Source organism: Picosynechococcus sp. PCC 11901 (assembly GCF_005577135.1).
Taxonomy (GTDB): Bacteria; Cyanobacteriota; Cyanobacteriia; order Cyanobacteriales; family MRBY01; genus MRBY01.
Genome location: NZ_CP040360.1, coordinates 2,054,414 through 2,073,170, shown reverse-complemented (window position 1 = coordinate 2,073,170; position 18,757 = coordinate 2,054,414). Strand labels below are relative to the sequence as shown.

At 49.5% G+C, this 18,757-nt stretch carries 14 protein-coding genes; 7 read left to right on the top strand and 7 right to left on the bottom strand.

The window, feature by feature from the left end; all coding sequences use genetic code 11:
• Positions 1-115 precede the first annotated feature (115 nt).
• Positions 116-1,105 (top strand): GTP 3',8-cyclase MoaA, encoded by a 990-nt coding sequence (moaA, locus tag FEK30_RS11000; RefSeq protein ID WP_138073206.1) that lies wholly within the window; start codon positions 116-118, stop codon positions 1,103-1,105.
• A gap of 147 nt (positions 1,106-1,252) precedes the next feature.
• Positions 1,253-1,699, top strand: coding sequence for a hypothetical protein (locus FEK30_RS10995; protein ID WP_138073205.1), 447 nt, complete (start codon positions 1,253-1,255; stop codon positions 1,697-1,699).
• Between the two features lie 34 nt (positions 1,700-1,733).
• Here the strand turns inward: FEK30_RS10995 and FEK30_RS10990 are convergent, their stop codons facing one another.
• Positions 1,734-2,342, bottom strand: a complete 609-nt coding sequence (locus FEK30_RS10990) for a rhomboid family intramembrane serine protease (RefSeq protein WP_012306978.1) — start codon at positions 2,340-2,342, stop codon at positions 1,734-1,736.
• 73 nt (positions 2,343-2,415) lie between these two features.
• The gene (locus FEK30_RS10985; protein WP_138073204.1) at positions 2,416-2,922 is read right to left on the bottom strand and encodes a ComEA family DNA-binding protein; all 507 of its coding nucleotides are present in this window, start codon (positions 2,920-2,922) and stop codon (positions 2,416-2,418) included.
• Between the two features lie 273 nt (positions 2,923-3,195).
• Between FEK30_RS10985 and labA the strand changes: the two genes are divergently transcribed.
• Both labA and FEK30_RS10975 read left to right on the top strand, forming a co-directional pair.
• Positions 3,196-3,714, top strand: coding sequence for a low amplitude/bright protein LabA (labA, locus tag FEK30_RS10980; RefSeq protein WP_012306976.1), 519 nt, complete (start codon positions 3,196-3,198; stop codon positions 3,712-3,714).
• A gap of 393 nt (positions 3,715-4,107) precedes the next feature.
• Complete coding sequence (locus FEK30_RS10975) at positions 4,108-5,709, top strand: 2-isopropylmalate synthase (RefSeq protein ID WP_062433790.1); 1,602 nt, start codon at positions 4,108-4,110, stop codon at positions 5,707-5,709.
• Positions 5,710-5,911: 202 nt separating this feature from the next.
• Here FEK30_RS10975 and FEK30_RS10970 read toward each other — a convergent pair whose 3' ends face one another.
• A complete protein-coding gene (locus FEK30_RS10970) occupies positions 5,912-8,254 on the bottom strand; it encodes a sensor domain-containing diguanylate cyclase (RefSeq protein ID WP_138073203.1) in 2,343 nt (780 codons plus the stop codon).
• A gap of 583 nt (positions 8,255-8,837) precedes the next feature.
• Here FEK30_RS10970 and FEK30_RS10965 point away from each other — a divergent pair.
• Positions 8,838-9,956 (top strand): sensor histidine kinase, encoded by a 1,119-nt coding sequence (locus tag FEK30_RS10965; RefSeq protein ID WP_138073202.1) that lies wholly within the window; start codon positions 8,838-8,840, stop codon positions 9,954-9,956.
• A 49-nt stretch (positions 9,957-10,005) separates the two neighbouring features.
• Positions 10,006-11,409, top strand: coding sequence for a 3-isopropylmalate dehydratase large subunit (gene leuC, locus FEK30_RS10960; protein ID WP_138073201.1), 1,404 nt, complete (start codon positions 10,006-10,008; stop codon positions 11,407-11,409).
• A gap of 213 nt (positions 11,410-11,622) precedes the next feature.
• On the opposite strand, the gene fba is transcribed toward leuC, so the two are convergent.
• The 3 genes from fba to FEK30_RS10945 all read right to left on the bottom strand — a co-directional run bounded on the left by fba (position 11,623) and on the right by FEK30_RS10945 (position 15,917).
• Positions 11,623-12,696: a class II fructose-bisphosphate aldolase gene (gene fba, locus FEK30_RS10955; protein WP_030006557.1), complete on the bottom strand. Its 1,074-nt coding sequence runs from the start codon at positions 12,694-12,696 to the stop codon at positions 11,623-11,625.
• A 292-nt stretch (positions 12,697-12,988) separates the two neighbouring features.
• Positions 12,989-13,456, bottom strand: a complete 468-nt coding sequence (gene smpB / locus FEK30_RS10950; protein WP_012306970.1) for an SsrA-binding protein SmpB — start codon at positions 13,454-13,456, stop codon at positions 12,989-12,991.
• A 151-nt stretch (positions 13,457-13,607) separates the two neighbouring features.
• The gene (locus FEK30_RS10945; RefSeq protein ID WP_255447859.1) at positions 13,608-15,917 is read right to left on the bottom strand and encodes a ribonucleoside-diphosphate reductase subunit alpha; all 2,310 of its coding nucleotides are present in this window, start codon (positions 15,915-15,917) and stop codon (positions 13,608-13,610) included.
• Between the two features lie 280 nt (positions 15,918-16,197).
• On the opposite strand from FEK30_RS10945, the gene FEK30_RS10940 reads away from it, so the two are divergent.
• Positions 16,198-17,802, top strand: a complete 1,605-nt coding sequence (locus FEK30_RS10940; RefSeq protein ID WP_138073200.1) for a B12-binding domain-containing radical SAM protein — start codon at positions 16,198-16,200, stop codon at positions 17,800-17,802.
• A 9-nt stretch (positions 17,803-17,811) separates the two neighbouring features.
• Here FEK30_RS10940 and trpC read toward each other — a convergent pair whose 3' ends face one another.
• Positions 17,812-18,696: an indole-3-glycerol phosphate synthase TrpC gene (trpC, locus tag FEK30_RS10935; protein WP_138073792.1), complete on the bottom strand. Its 885-nt coding sequence runs from the start codon at positions 18,694-18,696 to the stop codon at positions 17,812-17,814.
• Positions 18,697-18,757 lie beyond the last annotated feature (61 nt).

Sequence of the window (18,757 nt, the reverse complement as noted above, 5' to 3'; positions counted from 1 at the left end):
ACAAAATAACACAGATCGATATTTTTTTAAAGTCTGATCTGAACCAGACAGAGGATCGTCATCTTCTGTATCCTCAAAGGAAGCTTGTCCTTTATTTGTCGTGGTAGCAGTAAGCATGAATCCGGTAGATTATCTCCGCATTAGCTTGATTGATCGATGTAATTTTCGTTGCCATTACTGCGTCCCAGATGAAGCGAGCCTCCAATATTTGCTGACCTCAGAGCAGTTGAGCAATAGGGAAATTCTCACGCTCCTCGAACAGGTGTTTATTCCCTTGGGATTTCGTAAATTTCGCCTCACGGGGGGAGAGCCTCTCCTACGCCCCCAGTTAGTCCCCCTCGTCCGGGCGATCGCCCACTTGCCGGGGGTAGAAGATTTATCGATGACCACAAATGCTTATTTATTAGCGGATCTGGCTCAGGATTTGTATGATGCGGGTCTGAATCGTCTCAATATCAGCCTAGACTCTTTGAATCCTGAGACCTTTGATCAAATTATTGGCAATCGGGGCAAGAGTCGCTGGCAGCAAACTTGGGAGGGCATCCAAGTGGCCCATCGGGTTGGTTTTGACCCCCTCAAGCTCAATGTCGTGGTGATCCCCGGGGTCAATGATCGAGAGGTATTAGATTTAGCCGCGTTGACAGGCGATCGCCATTGGCACGTGCGCTTTATTGAGTTTATGCCCATTGGCAACGACAAATTATTTAATGAACGAGCCTGGATTCCTTCGGAAGAATTACGCCAACGGATCCGGGCAAAATGGGGCTTAGAAACGGCATTCGTTCAGGGCAATGGCCCCGCAGATATTTTTAAGATTCCCGGGGCAAAGGGGACGCTTGGGTTTATTTCCCAGATGTCTGAATGTTTTTGCGATCGCTGTAACCGGATGCGCCTCTCAGCAGATGGTTGGCTCCGGCCTTGTCTATTGAATGAAGCAGCACAAATGGATCTCAAAACATTACTCCGGACTGGGGTTCCCCCTAGGGAAATTCGGGCGGAGGTCAAAGCACTCCTCGACCAAAAACCGGAGATTAATTTCAAAATGCGCGATATGGGAACCACCACGGGTCAATATGGCCGCACCATGTCGCAAATTGGCGGCTAAAGGGCGGTATTGTCTAGGATTCATTACATTTCGCGGCACAAAACGTCAATAAACGTGAATTAGGTTCCCCAAAGGGAGCTTTTTTTTCTAGAATATTTGTAGCGAATGTTACCGAATAAATTTCGATTTGTGCATCAGTCCAAACCTATGATCAAAGAACGCCTTACTACCTGCGAAACCCTCCTCTACCGTTGGCTCCATTTTCACCAAAACCAAACGAAGCCAGAGGAGCTGAATTTACAGTATTTTCAAGTCTGGACCGCGGAATTTCTTACGGAAAAGGCCAGTGGCGAGGATATTGATCAAGCTCTGCTGCGGTTGATGCAATTGCGCCTGATTTATCTCAACGATGGCGGGACATTGGCGATCGCCCCAGAAGAGCAACCGGGCGTACAAATGGCTCCCCTCCCCCGGAAATTTTGGCAAGCGTGGTCTTGGGAGCACCACTTGGCGGCGGGCAGTTTGGCGATCGCCTCGGTGGTTTTGATGGCCGTCTCTGCCTTTGCCCTGTGGCAAAACACCAACGCGCCCTTAGACATGACAGAATCAGCAACCGTTACGGAACAGGTGCTTGGAGAAAATAACCCGGAATAACGGTACTAGAGCAAGCACAAACTGGTGCAATCCATTAGCGGCGAAGGGAACGGGGGTTGAGATATTTTGCGGCGATCGCCCCGCCGATGAGTCCGAATAAATGCCCCTCCCAAGACACCCCTGGGGTCGTCGGTAGAACACTCCAAAGCACCCCACCATAGAGAAAAAATACCAAGAGTGAAACGGCAATGGATGGGATATCTCGCCGAAAGTAGCCCCGAAACAATAGAAATCCCAAATACCCAAAAATTAAAATACTGGCCCCAATATGCACAGAATTTTGGGCACCAATCAGCCATACCCCCAGGCCACCGACAAGCATTGTGATTAAGGTGACCGTAAAAAAATCACGGATGCGGTCTAGCATCACGAGCCAACCCAACAGCGCAAAGGGGATTGAGTTGGTGACGAGGTGCTGAAAACCACCATGGAGAAAGGGCGCAAAGAAGATTCCCCTGAGTCCCAGCAGTTGTCGGGGCAGAATGCCGAATACATCTAGGCCACCCCGCCAAAGATTTTGAAAAACAAACTGATCACTAATTTCTAGGCCCCAAAAACTCGCAAGAAACAAACCCAAAATCATGATTTGCTGCTTTAATTCCTGGGCAACAGCCTGGGCTTCGGGATCGCGCTGGTGGGTCATGGATTCGGCGAAAAGTTAGTTGAAATATTCCTTCCCACGTTAACAAGTTTCGCGATCAATGGGATGACTACATTCACGAAAAGCGAAATAAGTGCAACCACTGCATGATCTGTGCCCCAGAAAGCTGCAACCGACTTTGTAAATCTGCAAAATCACGATACTGGCCCCGTTGCCGCTCTGTAATGATCCGTTGGGCTAGGGGAGTCTCGACGCCAAAATCGACTAGCGCCCCAAGGTCAGCGCGGTTTAGGTCAATTTGTACTGGGGCTAGCTCTGGGGCATAGTAAGCAAAACTGAGGATCGCGGCCAAGGGCTGGAGACGTTGACAGGGAACCCCTAGGGCCGCTGCCACATCGTCGAGGCTATAGAATTGCACCCCCTGGCTGGTGAGCTGCACGAGCGATCGCCCCTGATGAATAGAAATGCCTGGTAGACGGAGCCAATCATCGACGGTGGCTTGGTTGACATCGATCTTGATCCCCATGGCCGCAGCGAGGGCGACTTCTTCGAGGGAACGAAGGCGGTAGTAAGGATCCTGGCGTAGACGTTGCTGTAATTGCTTTTTCCGGAGAAAATTCATGGTCTTTTGCGGGCCTCAATCTTGTTTACTCTACAGGCGATCGCCTCTATTTTTTAGCATTGCCGAAAAGATCCCTTAGCCTTTACAATAGGCCGATAGACTTATTTTTATGCTTTATTCCGTAGGAATGCCTGGCCTAGTCCATCTGCTAACCTACACTATATTTCTCTTTTATTTTTATTGCGAGGGAACAACTTCCTTCCCTTTATTTAAACCCAAACTAAAACCCTATATTTAAAAAAATCACCCTATTATTTTAGGGCCAATTTTGCTATGAACTTTTATCAGCGTCGCCTGTCTATTTTTGTAGATGGGAATAATATGTTTTATGCACAACAAAAAAATAATTGGTTTTTTGACCCCCGTCGTGTTTTAGATTACTTTACCTGCGATCCCACCGTGCGCCTGATCAATGCCTTTTGGTACACAGGCCTAAAGGATTCCCAAGATCAGCGGGGTTTCCGGGATGCCTTGATCAGTCTGGGTTATACAGTACGCACAAAAATACTCAAAGAATACTATGACGATGTCTCCGGTCGCTACTCCCAGAAAGCAAATTTAGACATTGAAATTGTGGTCGATATGTTTAATACAGTCGATCAATATGATCAAGTTATTTTGTTTAGTGGCGATGGTGATTTTGAACGGGCGATCGAACTTTTGCGCTCAAAAAATACCCACATTACCGTTGTTTCGACAGAAGGGATGATCGCCCGGGAACTGAGAAATGCCACGGATTGTTACATTGATCTAAATAATCTGCGGGCCGAAATTGAAAAAACAGAACCTTAAGCAATCACAGTAGCCATAAATGCTTTAAAAATGCCTTGAATGACGCCACTATTTTTGACTGAATTAAGGCCAAAGATTTAGTGTTGTGTTCCAATAACGTAGGTGCCCTCAATCGCAAATACTCTGGATGACTGGCAACCATAACTCTCGCCTGATATTCCGACTTTTTTTAGCTACCTACAGGAGCAGTAAGCCGTTACCTCTGACCATGGGTCGTGCTTGGATAAACGCCACCCATCCTTTTTTACGGCAGAATATCTAATTCCTAAGGAATTGGTTTATCCTAGGGAGATAGCTATGGACTCTTTTAAAGTGGAGCATAGCCAGTACTTTTATTCCAATCAACATAGAGTTTTTATTTAGACTATTTTCACGCTAAGGGAGCGGGAAATGATGAACAACCAAGACGATCGCATTATTATTTTCGACACAACATTACGGGATGGTGAACAATCTCCGGGGGCAACCCTAAATGGAGACGAAAAGCTGGCGATCGCCCGTGCCCTGGCGCGACTTGGTGTAGATGTCATTGAAGCGGGTTTCCCCAGGGCGAGTCGGGGTGATTTTGATGCTGTGCAACGTATCGCCGCCGAAGTCGGCACAGAAAATGGGCCAACGATCTGTGGTCTAGCCCGGGCCACCAAAGGCGACATTGAAGCGGCAGGCAATGCCCTGAAGCCAGCTTTTAAAAATCGAATCCACACCTTTATCGCCACCTCCGATATTCACCTCGAATACAAACTCCGCAAAAGCCGCAAGGATGTGTTGGCGATCGCCCCGGAGATGGTTGCCTACGCCAAAACCTTTACTAACGATGTGGAATTTTCCCCCGAAGACGCAGGCCGCTCGGATCCTGAATTCCTCTACCAAATCCTCGAAGCCGTCATTGATGCCGGGGCAACCACCGTTAATATTCCTGACACCGTCGGCTACACAACTCCTGCTGAATTTGGCGCTCTGATCAAAGGCATCAAAGAAAACGTCCCCAATATTGACCGCGCAATTATCTCTGTCCATGGCCACAACGATTTGGGCCTAGCGGTGGCCAATTTCCTCGAAGCCGTAAAAAATGGCGCTCGGCAGTTGGAATGCACCATTAACGGCATCGGCGAACGGGCTGGGAATGCCGCCCTCGAAGAATTGGTGATGGCTCTCCATGTGCGTCGCCAGTATTACAATCCTTTCCTCGGTCGGCCTGCTGACTCAGAAGCACCTTTGACCAACATCAATACCAAAGAGATCTACAAAACATCTCGCTTGGTATCTAACTTGACGGGGCTTTCTGTCCAGGCCAATAAAGCGATTGTGGGTCTGAATGCCTTTGCCCACGAGTCAGGCATTCACCAGGATGGCGTCCTGAAAAATAAGCTCACCTACGAGATCATGGATGCCCAGTCCATCGGTTTGACCGATAATCAAATTATCTTGGGTAAACATTCTGGTCGGAATGCTTTCCGTACCCGCTTAGCAGAATTAGGGTTCGATTTGTCTGACAATGATCTCAACAAAGCCTTTTTACGCTTTAAAGATCTAGCCGATAAGAAAAAAGAAATTACTGACTGGGATCTCGAGGCGATCGTTAAGGATGAAACCCAGCAACCGCCGGAATTGTTCCGTCTGGAACTGGTACAGGTTTCCTGTGGTGACCATGCTCAACCCACAGCCACCATTACGATTCGTACTCCCGGAGGGAAAGAATTAACCGATGCGGCCATTGGTACCGGGCCTGTAGATGCCATCTATAAGGCGATCAACCGGGTCGTTCAGGTGCCCAATGAATTAATTGAATATTCCGTGCAGTCGGTAACGGCGGGCATTGATGCCATTGGTGAAGTCACAATTCGTTTGCGGCACGAGGGACGGATTTATTCTGGCCATGCTGCAAATACAGATATTGTGGTGGCGTCGGCTCGGGCGTACATCAGCGCCTTAAATCGTTTATATGCCGCTCTTCAGGAAGATGTGTCGGCTAATCCAGCGAAGGCTTCTCTGTAGTTGCTGCGACAGTTAACCCGCGCGCTTTTTCCCAGCTCTTTTTCAAGGGGACTTTTTCTCTAATTAATTGGGGAAAAGTCTCTTTATTTTATGCGTGGGATTTACACTGCGCCTCAGAGCTTATTGACACAGCCCCCCTGCCCCCAGTTGGGGGGAGATTTTTTTAGTTATGGTCTCTCAGGCTAGCTGAAGTGGGCTAAATTCAAGGTAATTCAAAGACTTCTGAACGTGCGCGTCCCTTGGCTTTGGCATGGTACATCGCTAGGTCTGCGTCGCGTAAAATGCCCGTCGCCGTCAGATAGCGATCAAGTTTAGGTAAGACACCAATGCTCACCTTTACAAATAGGGACTGGCCTGCGAGTTCAAAGGGGGTTTGTAGGGCTTTATGGATCCGCTGACTAACTTCAAAGGCGGTCTGGGGCTCGGTTATTTCTGTAAGGAGCACGACAAATTCGTCTCCCCCCAAACGGGCCAGGGTATCCACATCCCGGAGACAATGACAAATGCGTTTGGCAAAGTCTTGTAGGAGCTGGTCACCAACGAGGTGGCCGAGGCGGTCATTAATCGCTTTGAAATAATCTAAGTCAAGGAATAAGAGAGCGTTGTGGTGTTGGGGATAGCGTTGTTGTTGTTTAATGACTTGCTCGAGGCGCTCTTCTAGGAGGGAGCGATTGGGGAGGCCGGTGAGATGATCGTAGAAAGCCTCTTGGACGAGGCGCTGTTCTATTTGTTTGCGATCGCCAATGTCTACCATTTGCCGAATTACATGGAGGGGTTTGCCTTCGGCATCGCGCACGAGGGCGACTTGTTCTAGGATGTGAATTTTTTGGCCATCTTGAGCGATGTAGCGTTTTTCCCGCTGAAATTCCTGGCGATCGCCTTGCTGCAGGAGCTCATTGAGGCGTTCATCTTCGGCTTGATCATCGGGATGGGTTAACTCTAGATAGGTTTTTTCCAAGAGGGTTTCTTGATCGTAGCCAGTGATCCGACACCAGGCTTGGTTGACCCGTTCATAGTGGCCCCCCAAGGTAGTGATCGCCATGCCAATGGGGGCGAGTTGGAAGGTTTGGTGAAATTGCGCTTCTGTTTTTTGGAGGTTAGCGGCGGCGGCCTTTTCGTGGCTAATATCCGTTTGAATCCCAATAAAGTGGGTCAGATAACCAGCGGGATCTCGTACCGGAAAAATGTGGAGGGCATTCCAAAAGGGTTCACCATTTTTGCGGTAGTTGCGGAGGGTGACGTTACATTCTTGGCCCTTGAGGATCGCAGCCCGCAATTCTGTGAGGGGAGGCTGTCGGCGATCGCGGCCCTGGAGAAAATTGCAGTTACGACCGAGGATTTCATCTGCGGTGTAGCCAGTAATTTTTTCAAAACCTTGGTTGACATAAATAATTGGATTATTCTCTTCCCGGGCATCGGTGATTACCACTCCCTGGCGGATCACATTGATCGAGCGGTGTAAAAGGTTCATGTCCGCTGCCTGGCGATCGCGTTCGATACTACTAGACAGAACATGGGCGATCGCCTGGAGAAAATAAGTCTCATCCCCACTGAAATGACGTTCTTCGGTACTATAAACCGCCAGTACTCCCCAGGGGTTATCCACTGGGCCAATGGGCATACTAATTCCACTGACTACTTGATAATTGTGCAGTAACGTTTCGCCCCGAAAGCGACTTTCAACGCGCAAATCCTCGATGCTGATCGCCTGTTGTTGGGTCAGGGTATAGCCAACGTGGCTATCTGGAGTCGTACTTACTGTGACTGCACCGATGAGATCGACAGGCCAACCATAACCTGCCTCTAGGGTGCAAATAGAGGTCTTTTTTTGTTTCAGATAGAGGCAGCTATAGGGAACATCCAGGGTGCGGGCCACAAAAATTACCGCTTGACGAAATAATTTCGCTAGATCTGATGTGTTGAGGCTGATGCTCCCTAATTTGGCGATCGCCGACTGTTGGCGCACCTGTTGGCGGAGTTGTTGTTCCGTGAGGAGTTGTTCGCTCTCGTCGAGAATACACATTAAGATTTGATCCGGAGCAATAAACACATACTCCACCCGGAGGTACAAATTTAAGCGAATAAATTGCAATCGCTGACTGTTCGAGACCTCCCGTTTGAGGCAATTTTCTAGGTGGTGGTAGAGGGTGGGTAACGCAGCAAAAATTTTCTGGGGTCGTTGCCCAAGATTCAAAGAAGGCTGCTGGAGTGCTTGGCTATTGAACCGTGCCGCCGCCGGATTAAAGTCCGATAAATAAAGCTCTCCCTCAATGGCTTGCCAACGGTAGCAGGGAAGGGGCAACGAAAAATATTCTTGGTACTGTTGACTGTATTGGTGATCGTATTGCTCTTTGAGCTGATGGTATTGCTGGAGTGCCTCTCGATATTGGTTGGCGAGATGATCTTTTTCACGTTCTAAAGTTTCGATCTGGGCCGCTTGATTTTCTAACAGGGCGATCGCCTGACCATAGGCCTCAATTAACCACGCAAAACTGCCGATTCCCCTCGGTGGTTGCCCCCCTTGATTTGACGATTCATTAACCATAAAGTCTCTATTCCTAATCCAACGTTCCTTCTGTTTTTGTTACACAATCTGCTCTGATGTTGTCTATGGGGGGCACGTGCGAGAAGAGCTAAAAATGAAGCAACAAAAAGAGGACTTCTCCGTACTGGCTGTTAGCAATTGCCTAGGGGAGAAATTTGATCCCATCGCCGTTTTCTAGAGGTAGACCCTTAACCTGAGATAGAAGCAGCCTTTCTATCCTACCAAATTTCCTTTGTTTTCTCGGAAGAATCAAGGATTGATCGGCCTAAGATTACGGCTTTTCTAGGGGACTCTTTTTTGAAGGGATAATGCAGACTGAGATAATTTAAACTACTGAGGAGCGCCAATATCAACTAGATAAAATCATTTCTAAATAATTGGTGGGCTTGAGCCAAAAGGGGCGATCGCCCTATCAAAGAAATTGAGTATTTAAACTTATTAATTGCCCCATTTCCCTGCAATGACCTGGGTATAATGAAGCTAAAGAAGCAATGCCGTAACCGCCATCGGGTTCAACGTTTAAAATAGGGGATTCCGCTGTTCAACCAGCAGTTGAGTCGAAATTAACCTGGGGTGATGTGCCATGTTTTCGCTGAGCAACCGTGATCGCGTTCTGGTCGTGGATGATTCGCCGGATAATTTATTGTTGATCCAGAGCATTTTAGAAGATGAAGATTTAGACCTGGTGACGGTTAATAACGGCCAAAAAGCCCTGGAGCTTGTGGCACAGCAGCCTTTTCATCTGATCTTGCTCGATGTGATGATGCCCCACATGGATGGCTTCGAGATTACACGGCACATTCGTAACGACCCCGACATCCCTTACATTCCTATCCTGTTGATCACTGCCCATGCCCAACCGAGTGTTGCCCTAGGTTTGGATATCGGTGCTGATGATTTTATCCGCAAACCCGTGGAGATTGATGAACTGATTGCCCGGGTGCGATCGCTGCTGCGGTTTAAACATACCGTTGATGAGAAAAATATGATTGTCCGGCAGCGGGAAGACTTTGCCTCTCGGTTGACCCACGATATGCGTACTCCCTTGATTGCGGCGGATCGGATGCTCAATCTCCTTTTGCAGGGGGCTTTGGGGGAACTGTCGGAAGCAATGCAAGAGGTTTTACGCACCATGTCCCGCAGTAATGCCAATCTGTTGGAGATGGTGAACAATATTTTGGAGGTTTATCGCTACGAATCCGAGCGGAAAACATTCTATTTTAGTCGGGTGGATCTCAAGACCGTGATTACCAATGTGCTTGAGGAATTACGTCCCCTCGCCCAGGAAAAACAACTGCAACTCCAGGGGGAACTCCCCGAAGTCCCCGTGTGGCTCGAAGGCGATCGCCTGGCCGTGCATCGCGTCTTAGTGAACCTGGTGAGCAACGCCATTAAATTTACCGATCAAGGCCACGTCACTGTTAAATTGACCCCAGTTGATCAAGAGCAAGTGCAAATTCAAGTAATCGACACGGGGAGCGGCATTAGCCCGGAAGATCAATTAGAAATCTTTGAGCGATTCCGTCAAGGCAAGCATTACAACGGGGGCAGCGGTCTGGGGCTACACCTTTCAAAACTGATCCTCGAAGCCCACCAAGGCCAGATTAGTCTCACCTCCCGTCTCCAGGAAGGTAGTACCTTTACAATCACCTTGCCCCTCTCCCAAACCCCTGTCCAAAGCGAGGAAAAAAAAGTTGTATGATTGAAGCTCTGCACAGAATATTATTGGCGTACTTGAGCAATTCAGTTCTATGAGCAAAGGCACTCTTTTTGATAAGGTTTGGGACTTACACACCGTTAAAGTTTTACCCTCTGGCCAAACGCAACTATTTATCGGACTGCACCTGATCCATGAAGTGACCAGTCCCCAGGCCTTTGCCATGCTCAGAGACCGCAATCTCCAGGTCATGTATCCAGAACGCACGGTCGCTACGGTGGATCACATTGTCCCGACGGAAAATCAAGCGCGACCCTTTGCGGATCCCCTCGCCGAAGCGATGATGCAAGAACTGGAGAAAAATACGGCTACTAACAAAATTCGTTTTTATAATGTCGGCTCCGGAGGCCAGGGGATTGTCCATGTGATTGCCCCAGAACAGGGATTAACTCAACCGGGCATGACCGTTGCTTGTGGCGATTCTCACACTTCTACCCACGGCGCTTTTGGGGCGATCGCCTTTGGCATTGGGACTTCCCAAGTGCGAGATGTACTCGCCTCCCAAACCCTAGCTCTGGCAAAATTGAAAGTTCGTAAAATCGAAGTAAATGGCGATCTCCAGCCCGGAGTTTATGCAAAAGATGTAATCCTACATATTATCCGCAAACTGGGCGTTAAAGGGGGCGTCGGCTACGCCTATGAATATGCCGGGACGACCTTTGAAAAAATGTCCATGGAAGAGCGGATGACGGTTTGTAATATGTCCATCGAAGGGGGCGCCCGCTGCGGCTATGTCAACCCCGATTCAGTAACCTATGACTATTTGAAAGACCGTCCCTTTGCGCCCAAGGGAGAAGCCTGGGAAAAGGCGATCGCCTGGTGGGATAGTCTCCGCAGTGAAGCCGACGCCGAATATGACGATGTGGTCACCTTTGACGCGGCAGACATTGCCCCCACCGTCACCTGGGGGATTACGCCGGGTCAGGGCATTGGCGTTGATGAATCGGTGCCGACCCCAGAAATGATGGCCGAAGATGAACAGGCGATCGCCGCTGAAGCTTACAAGTATATGCAGCTTCAACCAGGTCAAGCGATCCAAGGCACCAAAATTGATGTCTGCTTTATTGGTAGTTGCACCAATGGTCGCTTGAGTGATCTCCAGGAAGCCGCTAAATATGCCAAAGGCCATCACGTTGCTCCGGGAGTAAAAGCCTTTGTCGTGCCCGGTTCTGAGCAAGTGAAACAACAGGCTGAGGCCGAGGGACTTGACCACATTTTTACCGAAGCAGGCTTTGAATGGCGGGAACCCGGCTGCTCCATGTGTCTCGCCATGAACCCCGATAAGCTCGAAGGCAACCAGATCAGCGCCTCTTCTTCGAACCGCAACTTTAAAGGACGACAGGGTTCTGCGACGGGGCGCACCCTACTCATGAGTCCGGCGATGGTTGTTGCTGCCGCTGTGACGGGTCAAGTCACCGATGTGCGCACCCTCAACTAAATTATTTCTTCCCCCAAGGTTACTCTTTCTCCGAAGATAATACCCTCCGCCTTCAGCACCTCCCCTCATCAAAGTCAATTTTTTAAGGGGCTAGGGGAGGGTTATTGAGTAACTGTGGAGTTAAGCAAAAAAAAGAGCCCTATCCCTACTGGAACAGGACTCAAATTCCAGCTAGCTTAGGGAATAAACCCTAAGACTGGCGGGAGTTTCAACTTAGGCGTTAACTGCAGTTTTTGCTGCGAGTTCACCGCTGGCATATTTCTTCGCAAACTCATCTAAGGGGATTTGCTTGATCTTGCTAGCGTTACCAGCACACCAGAATTGCTGATAGCGATCGCTACAAACCTGCTTCATGTACTTGATCGAGGGCTTGAGGAAGTGACGGGGATCGAAGTTCTTCGGATCCTTCATCGCTGCTTCACGAATTGCCGCAGTGATCGCCAGACGGTTGTCAGTGTCGATGTTGACTTTACGCACACCGCTCTTAATACCCTTTTGAATTTCTTCTACGGGTACACCATAGGTTTCAGGAATGGCACCACCGTACTCGTTAATCATGTCGAGCCACTCTTGGGGTACAGAGGAAGAACCGTGCATTACCAAGTGGGTGTTGGGGAGTTTCGCGTGGATTTCAGCGATCCGGCTAATGGCGAGGATTTCACCAGTGGGCTTCCGGGTAAATTTGTAAGCACCGTGGCTGGTCCCGATCGCTACAGCAAGGGCATCTACTTGGGTACGCTCAACGAATTCGACAGCTTCGTCGGGATCGGTTAGAAGTTGTTCTTTGCTGAGAGCGCCTTCAAAACCGTGGCCGTCTTCTGCTTCACCCATCCCTGTTTCGAGGGAGCCAAGGCAGCCGAGTTCCCCTTCGACGGAAGCACCAACGGAGTGGGCCACTTTCACAACTTCAGCAGTCACACTGACGTTGTAGTCAAAGCTCGCGGGGGTTTTGGCATCGGCTTCGAGGGAACCGTCCATCATCACAGAGGTGAAACCGTTACGGATCGCAGAATAACAGGTGGCAGGGCTGTTGCCGTGATCCTGGTGCATCGCAACGGGGATATGGGGGTAGGTTTCCACGGCGGCAAGCACGAGGTGACGGAGGAAGTTTTCCCCGGCATAACTACGGGCACCACGGGACGCTTGGAGAATTACGGGGCTATCGGTCTCATCAGCAGCCTGCATGATGGACAGAATCTGTTCCATGTTGTTGACGTTAAACGCAGGAATGCCATAACTATTTTCTGCAGCGTGATCTAAGAGCAAACGCATTGGGACGAGAGCCATAGATGTCCTCCTATCTTACTTGCTTATTTTATTCGTGATTTTGTCAAGAAAATTAATTCTCTTATCTGACAATCTTAAGATACATTCACCCTTTTGACGAATGCTTTTGTTGAGTTTTGGCGATCGCCTTTATTGTTTGGGATTTCTTATCACTGGGTTTAACCCCACTAATTATGCACAAGGATGACCGAAAAATATTGGTATTTCCCAGGGCGATCGCCCGACAATTCACTGTCCCATTTGATGCGACATAGAGTTTTCTTTGGGAAAACTTTCCATGGTTCAATTTGGCTTAATAACGTTTCAAGGCCCGCGCCATTTCCCGGCTATCCTGGCGACGTTTAATCGTTTCGCGTTTATCGTGGAGCTTTTTCCCACGGCCAAGCCCCAGACTGACTTTTACTAAGCTGCCCTTGAGATACATTTTTAAAGGAATCAGCGTCAATCCCTTTTGTTCTAGTTGACCGATCAAGCGGCGAATTTCTTTACGGTGCAACAGCAATTTGCGATCGCGCTTGGGTTCATGGTTAAAGTACTGGCCACTGGCAGTATATGGCGAAATATGCACATTGAGCAGCCAGGCCTCGTTATTGCGAATTAACACATAACCGTCCCCTAGGTTCACCTTGCCCGCCCGCACCGATTTAACCTCCGTTCCCTGGAGCTGAATCCCGGCCTCTAAGGTTTCGAGGATTTCATACTGGAAACGGGCTTTGCGATTATCACTAATGATTTTGATCGGTTTTTTGGTGTCTGCCATAGGGTTTTGAACAACTGCGGAACAAGAAATATGTAATCTCTAATCCTAACAAATTCCCCGAAACCCCTGATCCCTTTCCCGTTAGGCGCTTAATGAACCGCAATGGTCAGCAAAAGTGCCTGATCAGCCCATCGTTGTCGATACAAGTTTTTTAATTCGCGCAGGCAACACACCCTTCTGATCCCTCTTTAAAATCATCTTTTTGTACGGTGCGGATATAGTAAATTGCCTTGCAACCTTCAGCCCAAGCCAGCATCAAGATTTCAAAAATATCCTTTGCTTTTAAGGCCCGTTCTGGTTCGTTCGGGAAATAAATGCCTTGGTTGAGATTGAAAATCAATTCCATTGAGATGCCCGTATCGATCCACTTTTGCATCGTCGCAACGGCTTTGACCACAAGACGCTGATCCATGCTTTTGTTTTCTTGGTAGAACCAGAAAGATTTACCGATAAACGGTGGCGCAATGGGAACGGTGCCTTTTGCCCATTTGTCATAGAAAAATTTGCTGTAGGTCGGCAAAATACTGGCGCTGCAACCCTGGACGAGGGAAGAAGAAGTATTGGGGGCGATCGCTGTGATGTGGCTATTGCGGATCCCGTACTTTTGTACGTCTTCACTGAGGCGTTCCCAGCGGTCTACTGCGTGGGCATTTTCCCGATACCAAGTAATCGGTTTCGCGCCAATCAGATGTCCCTTACTCCACTCACTACCCGGAAACCCAGGGTAAGCGCCCCGTTCTTGGGCGAGGTTTACAGAGGTGCGGGTGCAGTAGTAGCCAATGTCTTCAAAGAGACGATCAATGGCCTCAATATTTTTATAGGAAAGCTTATTTTTCGCGAGCCAATCTGCCAAACCCATCGCCCCTACGCCAATGGTGCGGTAACGCTGGTTATGGATACTGCTGTCTTCAAAGGGAGTGTTGGTAATTTCGATGGTGTTATCAAGGATGCGCACCGCCACTTCGCAGGCATCGGCCAGTTCATCAGCTTCAATATTCGCCAAATTTAAAGAGTCCAGATTACAGGTATGGGCGAGCTGACCCGGCACCACATTGGAAAAAGATTCGACGCACAAATTGACCCCAGGAATGTAGCCCTCGTGTTGGTTCGGGTTGGCGCGGTTGATGGTGTCTTTAAAGGCGATGTAGGGCATCCCGGTTTCGATCTGCGATCGCATAATTTCCTTAAACAGGTGCCGGGCATCGACTTTTTTGTAGAGCTTAATGTCTTGGTCGAGGCTTGCTTCGATTTGACGGTAGGCCGCGTCGAATTTTTCGCCCCAGAGGGCCGCGAGATCAATGCCGAGATTTTCTTTAACTTCGTAGGGATCCACCAAAGTCCAAGCTTCTTTGTGTTGTACCCGCCGCATGAACTCATCGGTGACTACCAGTTGGGGAAAGACATCGTAGGCTTTGCGCCGCTGATCGCCGTTTTCGGTCTGCATTTCGAGAAATTCTGGCACATCTAAATGCCACACATCGAGGGAAACGGTAATCGCCCCGGCGCGGCGGCCCCCCTGATTAACGGCGATCGCCGTATCGTTGAGCAGTTTAATCCAAGGGATAACGCCCCCGGAAGCATTGGCCTTGCCCATCACGCGGCTACCCGTGGCGCGGATCCGACTAACATTACAGCCGACCCCGCCGCCATTTTTCGAGATCCGGGCCGCATTGGTGATTTCGCGGAAAATACTTTCGAGGTTGTCTTCCATGCCAATGATGAAGCAGGAAGAAAGGGAGCCATTGGGAATCCGCAGGTTGGCGAGGATCGGCGTTGCTAAGGAAATCTGCCGCTGGGCGATCGCCTCGTAGAATTTTTTCGCCCACTTGAGCCGATTTTCTGGTTTTTCCGGGAGAGCAAGGAGAAGGGCGCAAGTTAAAAAGGCTTCCTGGGGCAATTCATCATCCAGCAGATAACGCTTGGTGAGCAGCACCGCTCCGGCATAGTCATAGTCCATATCCCAATCGGGATTGATCCAGCCATTGGCAATTTCTAGCTCCGCCGCACTGTATTGCAATAGCCGCTCATCGTAGGCTTTTGCGGCTACTTTATCCGCCACGAGCTGGGGATATTGACCATACTGATAACCACGCGCCACGAGGGTATCTTTCCACAGACTCCAAATGTGCAACCGACCCGCCACATAACGCCAGTCCGGTTCTTCGGGACTGCACATCTCCAGGGCACATTGAATTAAATTTTCTTGAATTTCGCGGGTGGTAACCCCATCTTTGAGGCGCGTTTTTAGCCCGGCTTCCAGTTCGATGGTGTTGGCTTCTAAATCTTGACAGGCCCACTGCACCACGTTGCGAATTCTGGTGACATCGAGGGGAGCCCGTTTGCCACTCCGTTTGATCACATAGGTCTGGGGTTTCGTCGGTGTTACCGCCCTGGAAGCAGAGTAGGTAGCCGTAGCGCTGGGGGTGCTTCTGGAGAGGGCAGTATCTTGACGGAGATCCATAGGGCAGATGGGATTAATGGGGTGAAGTGACAAAAAAATCCTGTTCAGAGATAGCACCATATTTATGGTGAAAAACAGGAAGCCTGCATATACTAACACTAGATAAGCTTGGGAAACAAATAATTTTTTTACAGAAATTTTTAGTCAATTTAGGGTATCTGCGCTAGGAAACGTTAGGAGAAGATCCGCCATTTTCTGTCCTCTTTGCGGCGATCGCCAATCGCTGAGGGGACTCCCTTACAATGGCAAGGGTACAAAACTTTTTCTGACCCTGACGACTTTGTTTGACCAAGAACGCCTCCTCTTTGATCCTGTAACACCGACGGCCAACGCGATCCCCTTGATTTTTGCCTTTCCGAATACCTACACCGTGGGGATTACGAGCTTGGGCTATCAATTGGTATGGGCAAAATTTAGCCAACGGCCCGATGTGGATGTGCGTCGTTTATTCACAGATTTAGAGGAAAAACTGCCGTCTCAGCCAGAAATTGTCGGCTTTTCTTTTTCTTGGGAACTGGATTACACAAATCTCTTGAGCTTGTTAGAAAAACTAAAAATTCCGCTGCGGGCAGCCGAGCGTGACGAACAGCATCCCCTTGTGTTTGGGGGGGGGTCGGTATTGAGTGCCAACCCTGAACCCTTTGCGGACTTTTTTGACGTGATTCTCCTGGGAGACGGGGAAAATCTCCTGGATGAATTTATCGATCAGTATCAAAAAATGCGCCAAGGCGATCGCCAAAGCAAATTACGTCACCTCGCCCAAACGCCGGGGATCTATGTGCCTAGTCTGTACGAAGTAACCTACCGGGAGCCAACGGGGGAAATCGAAACCATTCGTCCCAAATATCCTGATATTCCCGAAAGTGTTGAAAAGCAAACTTACCGGGGGAATACCCTCTCGGCCTCGACGGTGGTGACGGAAAAAGCCGCCTGGGAAAATATCTACATGGTAGAAGTGGTGCGTAGTTGCCCAGAGATGTGCCGCTTTTGCCTCGCTAGCTATGTCACCTTGCCCTTCCGGACGGCCAATTTAGAGCAGTCCTTGATCCCGGCCATTGAGCGGGGCCTTAAGGTTACGGATCGCCTTGGTTTGCTCGGTGCTTCCGTGACCCAACACCCGGAATTTGAACAACTATTAGACTACCTTTCTCAACCCCAGTATGCCGATGTGCGTTTGAGTATTGCCTCGGTACGGACGAATACCGTCACAGAAAAACTGGCCCGGACTCTTGCGGCACGGGATACCCGTTCAATCACAATCGCCGTAGAAAGTGGTTCGGAACGGCTCCGGGAGATTGTCAATAAAAAGCTCACCAACGACGAAATTATTACCGCAGCAGTGAACGCAAAAGCCGGTGGCCTCAAGGGGATTAAATTCTATGGCATGGTGGGCATTCCAGGGGAAGAGATGGCCGATGTGGAAGCAACCATTGCGATGATGCAGGCTGTGAAAAAAGCGGCCCCAGGCTTGCGTTTAACCCTCGGTTGCAGCACTTTTGTCCCCAAGGCCCATACGCCTTTCCAGTGGTTTGGAGTAAACCCAGCGGCCAAAAAACGGCTGCAATTCCTCCAAAAGCATCTCCGCTCCCAGGGGATAGAGTTCCGGCCCGAAAGCTATAACTGGTCTGTGATTCAGGGGTTGCTTTCCAGAGGCGATCGCCGTCTCTCTAGCCTTTTAGAATTAACCAGGGATTACGGTGATACCCTCGGCAGCTACAAGCGGGCCTTTAAGGAACTGAAAGGCAAAATTCCCCCCCTAGATTTCTATGTGCATCAGGATTGGGCGACAACTCAGGTCTTACCCTGGCAGCATTTGAATACGGCGATCCCCAAGACCACCATCGAAAAACATTTCCAAACGGCAGCAGTGCTCCTCCAGGTTTAACCCGAATAACTAAAACTGAAGTAAGTCGGCGATCGCCTTCCCAGGATCCGGCTGTTTTACAAGGGATTCGCCGATTAACACTGCCTTGGCCCCGGCTTCTTTGACAAACTGGAGATCCAGGGGCGTATGTAAGCCCGATTCACTGACAACGCGGACACCCTTAGCCTGGAGTTCAGCGCGACGACTTTCCAGCAACATGGTGGTTGTTTCCAAATCGACGGAAAAATCTTCTAAATTGCGATTATTGATCCCCACGAGGCTCACCCCCTCGATGGCGAGGACGCGATCAAGTTCCGCGAGGGTATGGACTTCCACCAGGGCGGTCATCCCTAAGCTGCGGATAATTTTGACGAAATAGGCGAGGTCTTGGTCACTGAGGATCGCGGCGATCAAGAGAACCGCGTCGGCACCATGGCTGCGGGCCTTAAAGATTTGGTAGGGATAAATAATAAATTCTTTGCAGAGCAAGGGGAGATCTACCGCATCGCGCACGAGGCTCAGGTTTTCGAAGCTGCCCTGGAAAAACTTGTTATCGGTGAGGACTGAGAGGCAACTGGCTCCCCCGGCGGCATAACTTTTGGCGATCGCCACAGGGTCAAAATCTTCCCGAATTACCCCCTTACTAGGCGAGGCTTTTTTTACTTCGGCGATGAGGGCTGGCTGGGTCTTGCCGTGGACTAAGGCCCCCAGAAAATCTTTTGCGGGCGGCACCGTTGTGACCCGCTGGCGTAGCTCTAGCAGAGAAACCTTATCGCGTAGTTGCTCCACTTCTTTTTCTTTATGCCAAACAATTTCTTCCAGGATATGCTGGGGTTTGGCATCGGGCACCGCCACTTGGTACTGCAAGATGCTGACGTTAACGGGACGGCTGGGGTGGAGACGACGGATTTGCACAGTCATAGATTTGCTGGGGATGAAAAAGCAACCCCTAGGGGCTGCTCCTGTCAAAAACAAA